At 63.4% G+C, this 15306-nt stretch carries 13 protein-coding genes; 8 read left to right on the top strand and 5 right to left on the bottom strand.

Annotation, left to right across the window (positions count from 1 at the left end):
• Positions 1–154 precede the first annotated feature (154 nt).
• Positions 155–1555, bottom strand: a complete 1401-nt coding sequence (gene argH / locus LPW30_RS01400; protein WP_025280181.1) for an argininosuccinate lyase — start codon at positions 1553–1555, stop codon at positions 155–157.
• Between the two features lie 90 nt (positions 1556–1645).
• On the opposite strand from argH, the gene LPW30_RS01395 reads away from it, so the two are divergent.
• The 8 genes from LPW30_RS01395 to LPW30_RS01360 all read left to right on the top strand — a co-directional run bounded on the left by LPW30_RS01395 (position 1646) and on the right by LPW30_RS01360 (position 10031).
• Positions 1646–2719 (top strand): sensor histidine kinase, encoded by a 1074-nt coding sequence (locus LPW30_RS01395; RefSeq protein ID WP_025280180.1) that lies wholly within the window; start codon positions 1646–1648, stop codon positions 2717–2719.
• Positions 2719–3453 carry a LytR/AlgR family response regulator transcription factor gene (locus LPW30_RS01390; RefSeq protein WP_025280179.1) on the top strand — a complete coding sequence of 245 codons (735 nt, stop codon included), beginning with the start codon at positions 2719–2721 and terminating at the stop codon, positions 3451–3453. The genes LPW30_RS01395 and LPW30_RS01390 overlap by 1 nt, the downstream gene beginning before the upstream one ends.
• 183 nt (positions 3454–3636) lie before the next feature.
• Positions 3637–4605, top strand: coding sequence for a hydroxymethylbilane synthase (gene hemC, locus LPW30_RS01385; protein WP_025280178.1), 969 nt, complete (start codon positions 3637–3639; stop codon positions 4603–4605).
• Positions 4602–5435, top strand: a complete 834-nt coding sequence (locus tag LPW30_RS01380) for a uroporphyrinogen-III synthase (protein ID WP_239679884.1) — start codon at positions 4602–4604, stop codon at positions 5433–5435. The genes hemC and LPW30_RS01380 overlap by 4 nt, the downstream gene beginning before the upstream one ends.
• Positions 5428–6939, top strand: a complete 1512-nt coding sequence (locus LPW30_RS01375) for a uroporphyrinogen-III C-methyltransferase (protein ID WP_084307027.1) — start codon at positions 5428–5430, stop codon at positions 6937–6939. The genes LPW30_RS01380 and LPW30_RS01375 overlap by 8 nt, the downstream gene beginning before the upstream one ends.
• A gap of 3 nt (positions 6940–6942) precedes the next feature.
• Positions 6943–8232: a heme biosynthesis HemY N-terminal domain-containing protein gene (locus LPW30_RS01370; RefSeq protein ID WP_025280175.1), complete on the top strand. Its 1290-nt coding sequence runs from the start codon at positions 6943–6945 to the stop codon at positions 8230–8232.
• 209 nt (positions 8233–8441) lie between these two features.
• Positions 8442–9383 carry an NAD-dependent epimerase/dehydratase family protein gene (locus tag LPW30_RS01365; RefSeq protein ID WP_025280174.1) on the top strand — a complete coding sequence of 314 codons (942 nt, stop codon included), beginning with the start codon at positions 8442–8444 and terminating at the stop codon, positions 9381–9383.
• An 87-nt stretch (positions 9384–9470) separates the two neighbouring features.
• Positions 9471–10031: an LbetaH domain-containing protein gene (locus LPW30_RS01360; RefSeq protein WP_025280173.1), complete on the top strand. Its 561-nt coding sequence runs from the start codon at positions 9471–9473 to the stop codon at positions 10029–10031.
• A gap of 60 nt (positions 10032–10091) precedes the next feature.
• Here the strand turns inward: LPW30_RS01360 and LPW30_RS01355 are convergent, their stop codons facing one another.
• The 4 genes from LPW30_RS01355 to LPW30_RS01340 all read right to left on the bottom strand — a co-directional run bounded on the left by LPW30_RS01355 (position 10092) and on the right by LPW30_RS01340 (position 15246).
• Positions 10092–10502, bottom strand: coding sequence for a DUF4168 domain-containing protein (locus LPW30_RS01355; RefSeq protein WP_025280172.1), 411 nt, complete (start codon positions 10500–10502; stop codon positions 10092–10094).
• 161 nt (positions 10503–10663) lie between these two features.
• A complete protein-coding gene (locus LPW30_RS01350; protein WP_239679883.1) occupies positions 10664–12097 on the bottom strand; it encodes a sigma-54-dependent transcriptional regulator in 1434 nt (477 codons plus the stop codon).
• Complete coding sequence (locus LPW30_RS01345; RefSeq protein WP_239679882.1) at positions 12069–13568, bottom strand: ATP-binding protein; 1500 nt, start codon at positions 13566–13568, stop codon at positions 12069–12071. Before LPW30_RS01345 ends, LPW30_RS01350 begins: the two co-directional genes overlap by 29 nt.
• A 34-nt stretch (positions 13569–13602) precedes the next feature.
• Positions 13603–15246 carry a methyl-accepting chemotaxis protein gene (locus tag LPW30_RS01340; RefSeq protein WP_239679881.1) on the bottom strand — a complete coding sequence of 548 codons (1644 nt, stop codon included), beginning with the start codon at positions 15244–15246 and terminating at the stop codon, positions 13603–13605.
• Between the last annotated feature and the right edge of the window lie 60 nt (positions 15247–15306).

Below are 15306 nucleotides of genomic sequence, written 5' to 3'. Positions count from 1 at the left end.
GCTTTGGTGTCTTGTCTTGCGGTGTGCAGAACTGAACCCGATGGTCTATTAACCTCTGGCTATAAGGTCAAAATAGCACAGCCGGAAGGGGGCGTCATGACGGGAACGCGCCCGTACGCACATTTTATGGAGCCCCCTTACACAACCGGAGCGCTCAGCTTCCGCAGTCCAGACGGGTTCGCGCTTCCCGGATACGCTCGCGAACCTGGACTGGCGCGGTGCCACCATGCAGGTTGCGGGCAGCCACCGAACCCTGCAGGGTCAGCACCTTGAACACATCATCCTGAATCACGGATGAAAACCGTTGCAACTCCTGCAGATCCATCTGGGACAGGTCACGACCTGTTTCCACCCCCAGGCGTACCGCGCGGCCCACCACTTCGTGAGCATCACGAAAGGCCATCCCCTTGCTCACCAAGTAATCGGCCAGGTCGGTGGCGGTGGCAAAGCCACTCCGGGCAGCGGCCTCCATGGCCTCGGCGCGTACCTGAACATGGGGCATCATGTCGGCAAAGGCGCGCAGGCTCCCTGCCAGGGTGTCCACGGTGTCGAACAGGGGCTCCTTGTCCTCTTGATTGTCCTTGTTGTACGCCAGCGGCTGAGCCTTCATCAGTGTGAGCATGGCAATGAGGTTGCCGTTCACCCGGCCCGTCTTGCCCCGCACCAGTTCCGGCACATCCGGGTTCTTCTTCTGGGGCATGATGGACGACCCGGTGCAGAAGCGATCAGGCAGGTCCACGAACCCGAACTGGGCGCTGGCCCAGAGGATGAGTTCCTCGGAGAAGCGCGACAGGTGGGTCATGATCAGCGCGCCAGCGGCGCAGAACTCGATGGCGAAGTCCCGATCGCTGACCGCATCCAGGGAGTTGTCGGACACCCCTTCAAAGCCCAGCAGTTCCGCAGTGTAATGCCGATCCAGTGGGTAGGGGGTGCCGGCCAGGGCGGCCGAGCCGAGGGGCATGACGTTCACCCTGCGCCGGCAGTCCAGCAGCCGGGCGTGATCCCGCTCCAGCATCTCGAACCAGGCCATCATGTGATGACCAAAGGTCACCGGCTGGGCGGTCTGCAGATGGGTGAAACCGGGCATGACGGTCTCGGCCTCGCGCTCGGCCAGATCCAGCAGGCCTTGCTGCAGGCGGCGGATCTCCGCCAGGATGCCGTCGATGGCCTCGCGCAGGTACAGACGGATGTCGGTGGCCACCTGATCGTTGCGGGAGCGCCCGGTATGAAGCTTCTTGCCCACGTCGCCAATGCGCTCGATCAGCCGGGCCTCCACGTTCATGTGGACATCCTCCAGGCTCACCGACCACTGAAAATCGCCGGCTTCGATCTGCGCCAGGATCTCTCCCAGGCCCTGCTGGATCTGCTCGCATTCACCATCGCTGAGCACGCCCACCCGGGCGAGCATGCGCGCATGGGCACAGGAGCCTTCGATGTCGTGCCGGTACAGGCGCTGATCAAAGCCCACCGAGGCGGTGAAGGCCTCCACGAATTGATCGGTGGGTTCGGAAAAACGTCCGCCCCAGAGTTTGTCTTGTGCTGGCTTTTCGCTCATGGGTCATGCATGCCTTATGTTCATTGGCGCGGAGTATATCATTGGGATAACGTACCCTGGAGGATGGCCCATGCAACAGACCTTCACCCCATGACAATCATCCCGAGACACACACGAAACGGAAGCACTGCAAGCAGCCATCGCGCCTTCCTGCCGGATTTCTGCGAAAGCCGCACGGTCTTCGTGGTGGTACTCATGGCACAGCTGCTGGCCTTCATCCTGGCCCTGGCATCGGAGCCACGACCCCAGGGATTCTGGGTCAACCTGGCGTTGACATCGCTGTTCGTGCAGTGGGTGGCCCTGGGCACGGTGTTCACCCTATGCCTGAATCGGCGCTGGCTGCGGCGCCTGCGTCCCTTGAACGCTGCGGTGGCCGCCTGGCTGATCATGCTGGCAGTCACCCTGGTGTTGTCCGTCATCGCCCTGCAGCTGTCACATCATCTGGGATGGTACACCCTGGGTTCGGGCTTCCCGGTGGATGAATTCCTCATGCGCACACTGGCCGTGAGCGCCATCGTCTGCGCCGTGGCGCTGCGCTATCTGTATGTGCAGAAGCAGTGGCAAGAGAACGTGGAGGCCGAGGCCCGCTCCCGGGTGCAGGCCCTGCAGGCCCGCATTCGCCCGCATTTTCTGTTCAACAGCATGAACACCATCGCCAATCTCACCCGCAGCCAGCCGGAGCAGGCGGAATCCACCGTGATGGACCTGGCCGACCTGTTCCGCGCCACCCTGTCCACCAAGGACAGCGTCACCCTTGACGAGGAGGTGGGTCTGACACAACGCTACCTGCGGATCGAGGCCCTGCGACTGGGGGATCGCCTGCGGGTGAGCTGGCGCATTGATGACTCGGTGCCCATGGATTACCCCATTCCCAGTCTGACGCTGCAACCCCTGGTGGAAAATTCCATTTACCATGGTATCGAACCCCTGACCGAGGGCGGCACGGTGACCGTGGAGATACGGCTGCGGGATCATTATCTGCATATCATGGTGGAAAACCCGTTACCGCCGGAAAAGGAACGCAATCAAAGGCCCGGCAACCGTTTCGCGCAGGAAAGCATCCGCCAGCGACTGGCGCTGGCCTATCGGGGCGAAGCGCGCATGGAGACGACCCAGGGTCAGGAACGCTATCGTGTGGATATCTCGCTGCCCAGGAGGAAGTGATGAAGGTGCTGATCGTGGATGACGAGCAACCGGCCCGTGAGCGGCTGGCCTCTCTGCTGGAGCGGATGCCGGATTACGAGGTGGTGGCCAATGCGTCCAATGGCCTGCAGGCGGTAAGGCTGGCTCAGCAACTGGAACCGGACATCGTCCTGCTGGACATCCGCATGCCGGGCATGGACGGCCTGGAAGCTGCCAGCCACATCGCCGAGATGGAGACTCCGCCCGCCGTCATCTTCATCACTGCCTACGAGGGTCACGCCATTGAGGCCTTCGAGACCCACGCGGTGGGTTACCTGCTCAAGCCCGTGCGTCAGGAGCGCCTGCAGGAGGCCCTGGAGCAGGCCGGCCGGCCCAACCGGGCGCAACTGGGACACCTTCAGGATTCCACCCACCAGAGTCGCACCCGCAGCCACATCTGCGCCCGGGTGCGCGGCAACCTGGAACTTATCCCCGTGGAAAGCGTGCATTATTTCCAGGCGGATCAGAAATATGTCACCGTGCGCCACGACGAGGGCGAGGTGCTGATCGAAGAGCCCCTCAAGGCCCTGGAAGAGGAGTTTGGCGAAGACTTCCTGCGCATCCATCGCAATGCCCTGGTGGCAAAGAGCCGGTTCTGCGGCATGGAAAAGAACAACCAGGGTGGCTTCGAGGTGGTACTCAAGGACTCGGGCGAGCGCCTGGAGGTCAGTCGACGGCACGTGGCCGAGGTGCGCCGTTTCCTGAAGACCCTGTAACGCCTTTTTTGGAATTTTGAACGACGATCGAGGCCTGGAAGATCCAATGACCGGGCCTGGGTCAAGTAAAGTTGACAGAGACCGGTCTGCCCCGTGTGTTGAAAGGCAGACATAATGTATGGTTGCGTTGTACGATACCGCAAACCTTCAACATGGCCAGATTACGCGAGCTTCTACCCGCCCATGCCCAAGACTGAACTCAAGATCGCCACCCGGAAAAGCCCTCTCGCCCTGTGGCAGGCCGAGGAGGTGTCCCGCCGGGTCAGAGCCCTGTTCCCGGATGTGCAGGTCACACTGGTGAAGATGTCCACCCAGGGTGATCGCATCCTGGATACCCCGCTGGCCAAGGTGGGCGGCAAGGGCCTGTTCGTGAAGGAACTGGAAACAGGGCTGCTGGAAGGGGACGCGGACATCGCCGTGCACTCCCTCAAGGATGTACCCATGGAGTTGCCCGAGGGCCTGGAACTGCCCGTGATCCTGGATCGCGAAGACCCCCACGATGCCTTCGTCTCGAATCATTACACCTCTCTTGAGGAACTCCCCGAAGGGGCTCGCGTAGGCACCTCCAGCCTGCGGCGGCAAAGCCAGCTGCGGGCCCGGTTCCCCAGCTTCCAGGTGCTGGATCTGCGCGGCAACGTGAACACGCGCCTGGCAAAACTGGACAACGACGAATACGACGCCATCCTGCTGGCCTCGGCCGGACTCAAGCGTCTGGGATTCGGTGAGCGTATCACCCGGGTACTCAGCGCGGAGGAGAGCCTGCCGGCCATCGGTCAGGGTGCCATCGGCATCGAATGCCGCTGCAATGACCCGGATGTAATGGAACTGATCGGGCCCCTCAATGACCCGGACACCAACGTGAGGGTCACGGCCGAGCGGGCCTTCAACCATCGCCTCAACGGGGGTTGTCAGGTGCCCATCGGCGGCTACGCGGAATTGCGCGACGACGGGACTTTGCACATGCGTGGCCTGGTGGGTGAACCTGATGGCTCGCTGGTCTACCGGGCCAGCCTGGATGGTCCACGCGAGAAGGCCCACGAACTGGGTGTGGCCCTGGCGGAGCAGCTGCTGCGCGAAGGAGCCGACCGGATCCTCAAGGATCTGGGCCTGAACCCCGCCGAACTACCCAAAAGTCAAAACCCGATGTCATGAGTTCAGTAGAAGCCAGGGCAACAGCCCCCAGGGAAGGCGCCGCGGGCCCGCTGCAGGGGGTGACCGTGATGGTGACCCGTCCGGCCCACCAGGCAGATCGTTTCTGCCAAATGGTGGAAGAGGCCGGCGGGCAGGCCCTGCGCTTTCCCACGCTGGAGATCAAGGAGGCGCGTGACACCACCGCCCTGGATGCCCTGATCGACAGGCTTGAAGACTTCCACATCGCGGTGTTCGTCAGCCCCAACGCCGTGAACCGGACCCTCAACCGGATCCATGGAAGAAGGCAGATGCCTTCGGGGCTGAAACTGGCCACCGTGGGCCGCAAATCGGCCCAGGCCCTGGAGCGGCTCGGTTATCAGGTGGACATCTGCCCGCCCAGCCGCTTTGACAGTGAGGCCCTGCTGGAACAACCTGAATTGCAGGACATGCAGGGACGGGAAGTGGTGATCTTCCGGGGCGACGGGGGTCGGGAACTGCTAGGTGCTACACTCACTGCTCGGGGGGCAAGGGTGACCTTCGTGGAGTCCTATCGTCGCGGCCTGCCGGATGCGGATACCGACCGGGTGCTGCGACAGTGGTCCCGTGGGGACATCCATGTGATTGCGATCACCAGCAGCGAGGGGCTGCGCAACCTCTACGAAATGGTAGGCAAGGTGGGGCAGTTCTGGCTGCGCGGCACACCGCTCGTGGTGGGCTGCGAACGCATGCTGGACACGGCCCGGGAGATGGGCTTCAAACAGACCCCAGTCGTGGCCGCAGACCCCAGCGACGAGGCCATGCTGGAGGCCGTGCAGAAATGGGCTGAAAAGAGGAAGCAAACTCATGAGTAGACAAAGATCGAATCCAAAGGCCAAAGGCGGCGCCAAGCCAACGGCGACCGGGGCGGGCACCCCGGCTGCCAAGACGAGAACAAGGAGCCGTGGCAAGGCCTCCGGCAACTCCCTGAGCGCCGCGGCCAAGACGGATACAGTGGCGTATAACGCCGATTCCAAGGACAAGGACGCACTTTCCGGCCAGGTCGGCACCAAGCCTGCGGACCAGGCCGGGGCAGACAAAACCCAAACCCCAAAGCCCGAGGCATCAAAACCCGTGGACAACAAACCTGAAACTTCGAAAGCCGACTCGACAAAGAGCGGGTCCGACAAATCCGAACCCGTAAAGGGCGCTGCCGCGAAGACGACCGCGGGTAGCCCCGGTGCCGCCAAGCCGGCCAGCCCGGCCCCCGGTCAGGGTGGAGGTGGCGCAGGCCGTACGCCGCCGCCTCCTTCCGGCGGTGACAGCAACGGCCGCAACAGCAAGCTGCCGCTGATCGTTGGTGGTGTTGCCGTGGTGCTGGCCCTGGGCATCGGCATGAATGCCTCCTCGAATGCCAACAAGGCGATGGAGATGGCCAACGAGGCCAACGACCGCCTGAGCAGCGCCCTGCGCGAGCTGGCCGAGATCGAGGAACGTACCCAGGCACTGCCCGAAACCATCAGCCGCATGGAGACCCAGGTCAGCGAACTGGAGGGTGATGTGCGCGCCGAGCTGGAGAAGGCCCTGGAAGAGGCCCGCACCGAACTGGCCAGCATTGAGGAGCGTCAGCAGCGTCGTCTGCAGACCCTGGAAGAAGGCCTGGGGGCCATTCAGGACGAATCCGAGCGTCCGCATCGCGAATGGCAAACCGCCGAGGTGGCCTACCTCCTGGGAATCGCCGATCACCGCATCAACCTCATGAGCGACGCCAAGGGTGCCATTGCGGCACTGAGATCGGCCGACAACATGCTGCAGGCCATGGGCGATCCCAAATACAGCGACGTACGCGACGCCATCGCCGAGGAGATCGCTGCCCTGGAAGGCTTTGAGGGTACCAACGTTCAGGAAATCGTTGCTGAACTGGACAAGATCACCGAAGAACTCAAGCCCATGCCGCTGCAGAAGCCGGAAACCGAATCCGGTGGTCGTCTCTCGCTGGTCAACGGTGAGGCTCCCAACGGTGACTCCCCCTGGTGGGAGCGTGCCTACTATCAGGTGGTCTCCGAGTTGAACCAGCAGGTGACGGTGCGCCGTCACGATCAGGCCGTGCGTTCCATGCCTGATGCGGATGCCGAACTGTTCATGCGTCAGGTGCTGGCGCTGCGCATCGAATCCGCCCGCCTGGCGGCGCTGCGCAACAACGAAGCCGAATATCGCGAAAACCTCCAGAGTGCCCGCTCCCTGCTGGCGGAGTACTTCGCGTCCGAGCCGGTCGCTCCTTTGATGAAGCGTCTGGAAGACCTGGAAAAACGTGATCTGCGCCCCGAGCAGCCTGAAATCGGCAAGTCGGCTGAGCTGCTGGCTAAGCTGGAGGGTTAATCAATGAAATCTCTTATCGTCATCTTTCTCGTATTGATCGCATCGGCGATCGCGACCCTGTTGTTCATGGAAGAGCCGGGATACGTGCTCTTCGCCTATGGTGACATGAGCGTTGAAACCAGCATGGCCTTCTACATTGTGGCCATGGTCGTCGCGCTGCTGGTGCTCTATGGCGTCATCCGCTTCCTGGTGGGCCTGTTCGGTCTCCCCGGCAACATGAGTGCCCGCCGCAAGCAGAAGAAGGCCCTGGCCTGCCAGAAGGGCCTGGCCCTGGGCATGGCAGAGATGACCGAAGGTCGCTGGCACAAGGCCGAAAAGCTGCTGGTGCAGTCGGCGCGCCGTGGTGATTCCCCCACCCTGAACTACCTGTCCGCGGCCCGTGCCGCCCAGGCCCAGGGCGCCTATGACCGTCGCGATGAGTATCTGCGTCAGGCCTCCCAGGCTGAAGCCGGTGCCGAAGTGTCGGTTGGCCTCACCCAGGCCGAGCTGCAGCTGGACCACGGTGAGACCGGTCCTGCCACCAGCACCCTGCGTCACATGAATGATGTGGCCCCCGGTCATCCCCAGTTGCTGCGTCTGCGGGCTCGGCTCTACCGGGAGACCGGCGACAGCGCCTCCCTGCTGAACGTGCTGCCGGAGTTGCGCAAGGCCAGGGCCCTGGACAACGAGGCCCTGAACGAACTGGAAGCCGAAGCGTTCTCTGCACGGGCAGCCGAGCTGGCCTCTGCCGGTGACCTGGGCAAGCTGGAAGGTACCTGGGTCAGCCTGCCCAAGACCTCCCGCAGCCGCAATGAACTGGTGGAGCCCTATGCCCGTGCGCTGATCAACCTCAATGAGCCGGATCGTGCCGAAGTGGTATTGCGCAGCAGCCTGAAGCAGAAGTGGAATGAGCGTCTCGTGGAGCTGTATGGTCAGCTCAACGTCAACGACACCAACCGTGCCATCAGTGTGGCGGAAGGCTGGCTGCGTGAGCATCGTCGCGATCCGGTGCTGCTGCTCACCCTGGGTCGTCTGTGCAAGAAGGGCAAGGCCTGGGGCAAGGCCCGCGGCTACCTGGAATCCAGCGTGAATGCCAAGCCCACGCCCGAAGCTTACCGTGAGCTGGGCGAGATCCTGGATCAGGTGGGTGAAGAAAAGCTGGCTCAGGATGCCTACCGCAAGGGCCTGCAAGTGGCAGTCGACGGCAGCCTCTCCGAGCCGGTGGTGCCCGTGGCACCCAAGCCCGAAGCGGGCAAGCCACTGCCCGGTCGTCGCCGCGGCAAGATGGGCCAGCCCCGACTCTCCAGCGCCTGATCTCAGGCAGGGACTTCCGGCACGGTCCGCACAGGGCCGCGTCGGCCCCTTGAAGGCGCTGGACACAGCCAAGGCTTGATCCAGATGAATGAAAGGCCATCCGCCCAGGCGGATGGCTTTTTTTTGGGTAAAACCTGGCCCCTCAGCCCGGACAGGGCCTTCCCCTAAACGGTATAGTCACGCAAAGCCAGTCAATCAGGAGAACGATGATGAAACCGGTACTGATCATGGGCTGCGGCTATGTGGGGGAGCGCGTTGGACACCGCATGGCTCGCGAGGGGCGCCGGGTCATCGCCGTGGCCCGGAGCACCGAGCGGGTAGAGGCCCTCAAGGCCATGGGTTTCGAGACCTTCCAGGCCGATCTGGATACCGGTGAAGGCCTGGACGAACTCCCCATGGCCGGTTGCCTGGTACTGCACAGCGCGCCGCCCCCCAACGAAGGGCGGGTGGATCCAAGAACCGCCAGATTCACCGAATCATGTCGCCGCCAGCCACCCGAGAAGATCGTCTACATCAGCACTACCGGGGTTTATGGGGACCAGGGTGGAGCCCAGGTGGACGACCTCACTGAACCCTCACCCATGACCGATCGCGGGCATCGCCGGCTGGATGCAGAAAAGCGCCTGAGCCAACTCATGGCCGAGGCGCGCATCCCGGTAGTGGTGCTCAGGGCCCCGGGGATCTACGGCCCCTTCCGGCTTCCACTGGCTCGCATCAGGGCGGGGGAGCCGGTCATCTGCCCCGAAGAATCCGGCCCTGGCAATCGCATTCATGCCGATGATCTGGCCACCCTGTGCGCGGCCGCCCTGGATCATGGCCCGGAAGGGCAGACCTACAACGTGGGGGACAGTGACCATCGTTCCATGACGGATTTCGTCTATGCCGTGGCTGATGCCGCAGACCTCCCGCGCCCCCCCTGCGTCAGCATGGCAGAGGCGGAAAAGGTGCTCAGTCCTGGCATGATGTCCTTCCTTCGGGAGTCACGGGTCGTCGTCGCAGGGCGGAGCCTGGTGGATCTCGGGGTGGACCTGCAGTATCCGCGGATGGAAGCGGGTATCCGCGCATCGCTCAAGGTGGAGGAGGGTGACGACACGCTGGATGACTCCGAGATCACGCCGTACCACATCAGCCGCCGCCACACACCCGGATGATATCCAGGCTGGCGGTGGGGCAATTGCCTTGCCCCCTCAACGGTGGCAGCATGGCGAGCCTTTTCATACTGACGCGAGGACACACGCTTGATACGCAAGAATCCCACAGGCCATCTTCCCAAAGTGGCTGAGTCCGCATTCGTGGACCCCACAGCGATCCTCTGCGGCAAGGTGGTGGTGGGGGAGCATGTCTTCATTGGGCCCTATGCCGTGATCCGGGCCGATGAACTCGATGCTCAGGGTGAACTGGAGCCCATCATCATCGGCGACAATTCGAACATCCAGGACGGCGTGGTGATCCACTCCAAGTCCGGTGCCCGTGTGGAGATCGGCGAGAAGACCTCCATTGCTCACCGCTCCATCATTCATGGCCCCTGCAAGGTGGGGAGCCAGGTCTTTATCGGCTTCAATACAGTGCTGTTCAACTGTTCGGTGGGGGCAGGGTCGGTCATTCGCCATAACTCGGTGGTGGAAGACTGCCACATACCGGAATCCTTCTACGTCCCTTCCACCAGCAATATCCACTCGGACACCGACCTGGAAACCATCGAGTCGGTCACGGCGGATGCTTCAAGCTTCTCGGAGGATGTAGCACAGACGAACGTGGGCCTCGTGCAGGGCTACAAGCGGATTCAGAACGAACTTTAAGGGGAAGCCAGGCCGCCGGCATGAGCCGGCCGGCCTGGAGCAGGTAGACCGCAGCCAGGATTACATCCGCTCGGCGGCCATCTCCTGGACCTGCTGGAGCATGGCCGGGTCGTTCTGCAACGACATGGCCACCTGATTGTACTCATCCACACTCATGCCTTCCTGCTGCACGGCGTTGATCATTTCCTCCTGGGCCTCCTGCTGCAGGGCCTGGGCCTCGGCCTCGTCCGTTACATCCTGGAGCTGCTCGGCAAAGTCATCGCGGATATGCTGTACGGCCACAAAGGCATCCACGAAGCGATCCAGGGTTTGGGGATCCACTTGGGGAGCCTGCTGCTGGTCCATGCCCGGGGGCTGTTGCTGCTGGCCCTGGAAATCACCCTGCTGCTGGGCCACGGCGTGGCCACCCACGCCCAAGAGGCCGGCGATGGCCACGGTGAGGGAAAGGGTGCGAAGGGGATGATGTTTCATGCGGTTTCTCCTGGTGGAATTAGTGTTACGTCTTGTATAAGCAGATTCCGTGCCAGGACGGCCATGCCGAGACCGTAGCCCTTCACTCCAACGAAATTCTCTTACGGCACTGCCATGCCCCCCCGCTGAGGGTGGATCAGGATGGCACATGCGCCACCATGCTACGTGCGCTGGGATGCCTGAGCGTCCATGTCCGCCTCGTCATCCTGGGCGCCATCTCCCAGCCTTCGGTAAAGGGTGCGGCGGCCGATCCCCAGCACCTTGGCCGCCTGGCGCTTGTTGCCATCCAGGCGTTCGAGCACCCAACGGATGTAGCGATCCTCGATCTCCTGAAGGGTAGGCATGTGGGTGTCCTCCTCCGACCACAATTGGGTGGCCGCGGCGCCGGCACCTGATTCGGTGCGTGCAGCATCAAGCCGCTCAGGGAGATCCGCCAACTGGATCTCGGTGCCACGACAGAAGGTGACCGCCCGCTCGATGAGGTTGGTCAATTCCCGCACGTTGCCGGGGAATGAGTAGCTGCGCAGAGCGCGCATGGCCTCGGGGGTGATGCCTTCCACAGGACGATCCATGGCCGCTCCGAAACGGGCCAGGAAACGCGCCGCCAGGCGTTCGATGTCATCACCCCGTTCGCGCAGCGGCGGCACATGCAGGCGGAAGGTTTCCAGGCGATAAAACAGGTCCTCGCGGAAACAATTCTCGGCAATCATGGGCCCAAGATCACGGTTGGTGGCCGCCACGACGCGCACATTGGCTTCCTTTTCCTGATTACTGCCCACCGGACGCACACGACCATCCTGAAGCAGGCGCAGCAGCTTTGCCTGCATGGCCATGGGCATCTCGCCGATCTCGTCCAGCAACAGGGTGCCGCCATGGGCTTCGGCGAAGAGGCCTCGGCGCGCCTGCTGCGCCCCGCTGAAGGCCCCGGCGGCATGGCCAAAGAGCTCGCTTTCCATGAGTTCGCCGGGTATGCCCGCGCAGTTGATGGCCACGAAGGGGCCACCGGCGCGATCACTCTCGGCGTGAATGGCCCGGGCCACAAGTTCCTTGCCGGTGCCCGACTCCCCGGTGACCAGCACCGGTCCGGAGGCACGTGCCAGTCGACGCACATTTTCGTACAGGGCCTGCATGGCCGGGCTGCTGCCGATCAGGCCATGGAAATCATCCGCCTCCAGCAGCTCGCGGTAGCGGGCCACTTCGGCCTGTAATCGGCGGGTGCGCAGGGCACGGCGCACGGAGATGACCAGATGATCCAGATCCACCGGCTTGGTGAGAAAATCGTCGGCTCCCTGCTTGAGGGCCTCAACCGCCTGGGCAATGGTGCCAAACGCGGTGAGCATGATGAACGACGGCGGCATGGGCAGGCGACGGGACTGTATGAGCAAGTCCTGGCCATCGTTCCCGGGCAGGCGCAGGTCACTGAGGACCAGCGAGATATGCCCGCTTTCCAGATGCGCCCGGGCCGCCTCCGCATCGCCCACGGCGAACACATCCAGGCCGGCATCCTTGAGCTCTTCCACCACCAGCTCACGATGGGAGGCATCGTCCTCCACGACCAGGATCTGCTCAGGGTTTTTGTTGGAGGTCTGGGTCATCATTGCCTTCGGTTGCCACGACATTGAGGGGTAGATGAAGCACGAACCGTGCCCCACCCAGGGGGCTTTCCTCCACGTGGATCTCGCCATGGTGCTCCGTGACGGCACCATGGGCCACCGCCAGTCCCAAACCCGTGCCGCTGCCCACGGACTTGGTGGTAAAGAAGGGTTCAAACAATCGTGAGCGATGGTCCGGGTCGATGCCCGGCCCATCATCTTCCACCACCAGTGCCAGACGCCCTTGCGCCGATGTCCAGTTCACCTGGACCTGTCCGCCGGGCGTGGCCTGGATGGCGTTGCGCAAAAGATTCGTCAGGGCCTGTTCCAATCGCGCCCGATCCATGGGGATCACCGGGCCATCCTCCTGATTGACCAGACGCAGAGTGGTTCCCCGGGTCCGTGCTTCATCCTCCACCTGGGCGAGGGCAGCGCTGACCAGACGCCGCACGGGTTCATCACGCACACGGGGGGGGTTTCTTCGGCCAAAGTCCATCAACTGGCGCACGATACGATCCATGCGGCCCACCTCCTGGCGGATCTCTGCCAGCGCCCGGGCCTGAGGGGTTTCCGCCTCCACACGTCGCAAGGCCCGTTGCGCCTGCCCGTTGATCACCCCCAGGGGGGAACCCAGTTCATGGGCGACCCCGGCCGCCAGCTGGCCGATGGCGGCCAGCTTTTCCGATTGGCGAAGGCGTTCCTCCAGGGCGGCCTGATGACGGCGCTGGGCCTCCAGTTCAGCATTGGAACGATCCATATTGTCCAGCATCCGGTTCATGGCCTCGGCCAGCACACGCAGTTCCCGCGGCCCGGCACCTGCCACGCGCAACTGACGATCCCCCTGACCCACCCGTGCCATGGCATTGACCAGGCGGCTCACATGGCGCCCTACGGCTCGATGGTGACCCAGCACGACCACCGCAACGAACAACAGGCTGAGGACCCCCAGGGCCATGAGGGCGCGGGAGCGCACCTGCATGAGATCTTCGTGGAAGTCGCCGCCGTGGCGGGTGACCTGGAGCAGCCCGTTGATGCGGCCACCCGCATCACTCAGGGGCATGAAGAAGGAATAGATCTCCTGACCACTGCGGTCGTCAAAGGCCCCGTGGGTGCCGGTCACCGTGGCGAGACGGGCATCGCGACGGCGATCCATGGAGGGACTGCGCGGGCCACTGGCAGCCACCAACTCACCCTGGTGGTCATAGACATAGGCACCGTAAACCTGATCGATGCGAAAGGCAGAGTCCAGGGCCTGCTGGACATTGGCCCGCTCCCCGCGGGCCAGAGCATCACTCAGCGGCAGGTGGATGGCCCGGGCCACCAGTTCGATGTCCTGCTGCATGCGCGTTTCCATGTGGGCTTCCAGACTCGTGAGCCCCGACCATCCGGCCAGGAGCACGATCAGCAGCAGGGGGGCCAGCACGAAGCCCAGCAGGGCGGACCGCAGGCTGTAGGGATAGGCAGGGAATGTCATGGCATGCACCGGGCGGTGTATTCAGGCGGCGCGATCAGCCGCTCCGGTCATGATACCCGATACGAAAACCACCCCAATGCCGTCCCTTGACGAAAATGGGCACCGAGAGGTCGTGCATGATCTCCCCGGTATCCCGCTTGTAAGTCTGCAGCAAATAGGGCTTCTGGTGCGAGCCACAGCGGGAGCCGGTGCGGTCCTTGAAGATCCGCTTGGTGCGGTTGTTGGCCAGGTCCTTGGCATAATCACCGGTCAGGGCCTTGGCATAGCGACGGTTATGGGTGGGGAAATAACCATGATCATCCACGGCGCCGGCATAGGCGATAAAGCGATGGCGCTCCAGGATGGGTTCCTGAATGGCTGGTAGGACCTTGTCGGTGAAATCGTCGAAGCGGGTCTTGTGCTTCACCGGATCGGTATCCGGGATGGGCTTGTAATTGCGGTCGAACAGATCCTCCAGGCGAATGCGGCCTGCGTCCACCGCCGCCTCGAACGCGTGTCCGACAGCAGCAGCAGCCTGTTCGGCTTCCTGGCGCACCTGATCGTGCAGGCCCCCCAGTCCCACATCGCCCAGAAGCTCGTAAATCAATTCCGCCCGCTCCGCCAGTTGCTCCGCCTGGGAGGACAGATGGCTCACATCGTCCTCGGTCTCCCGCAGGTGGCTGCTGACGGTCTGGATGGCCCGGGTCACCTCGTCCAGATGATTGTGATTCTGCTCGGCGCCACTGACCACCGTCTGGATGCAGTTATCTGCATTGGCGGAGTGGTTGAGGATGTCGGAGAGATGCTGATCCACCTTCACGGTGCGGTCGGCGCTGCCCTGCACTGCCTCCACCAACTGCTGCATGGTGGAGGCAGCCTGGTGGGTCTCCGTGTTGATCTCCTGGACCATCTGACCAATCTCACCGGTGGCCTGAGAGGTTCGGTTGGCCAGGCTGCGCACCTCGTCCGCCACCACCGCAAAACCCCGGCCCTGTTCGCCGGCACGGGCGGCCTCGATGGCCGCGTTCAAGGCCAGCAGATTGGTCTGCTCGGCAATGCCGCTGATCACCCCGGTGATGCGCTGAATCTCTCCGGCGCGGCCTTCCAGACGGGACATGAGCTGGGAGGCCTGCTCCATGCGTTCCTTCATCTCCTCCATGTGACTGAGGGCGTCCTCCACGCAGGCATGACCGGCGTGACTGGCCTCGTTGGTCAGGCGGGCGCTCTCGGCAGCCTGCCCGGAACTCTCCACGGAGGTCTGCACCGTGGCTGAGATGTGCCCGGACGCATCGGCGATGCCGTTGACGGTGGAGACCTGGGAGTGCACCCGCTGCTTGAGGGTGACCGACGCATGGGACACTTCGGCGGCAGAGACAGCGATACGGGACCCGGTATCGGCCAGGCGCCCCGCCAGCTTGCGTTGCCTCTCCAGGGCCTGGGCGATGACCTTGCTGCGCGGATCTTCCGTGACCGTCAGTGGGGCAGGGGGGCGGGAGAGGGTCTGCGCGTAAAGTGTTTCCAGGGCCTGCTCACGGGGTGCCACGTGCAGTCGGTCCATCACCGTGATGGCGCCGCCGGTAGCCAGCATGGATGCCAGGATGGCTGCCCCCGGCCCGGGCCCCAATAGCCAGACGAGGGTCAGTGCGAGCAACCCGGCCAGAACCACCAGACCGATCATGAGGAGTATGCGTTGTGTCATGGCGAGATCCGTGATGAGAAGAACACGGGGCGCCTGCCCGGCGCCTCCCTGCGAGTTAAG

The sequence above is a fragment of the Ectothiorhodospira variabilis genome (assembly GCF_022227625.1).
GTDB classification, from domain to species: domain Bacteria; phylum Pseudomonadota; class Gammaproteobacteria; order Ectothiorhodospirales; family Ectothiorhodospiraceae; genus Ectothiorhodospira; species Ectothiorhodospira haloalkaliphila.
The sequence above is the reverse complement of the archived record's forward strand: the minus strand, read 5'-3'. Positions and strand labels throughout refer to the sequence as shown.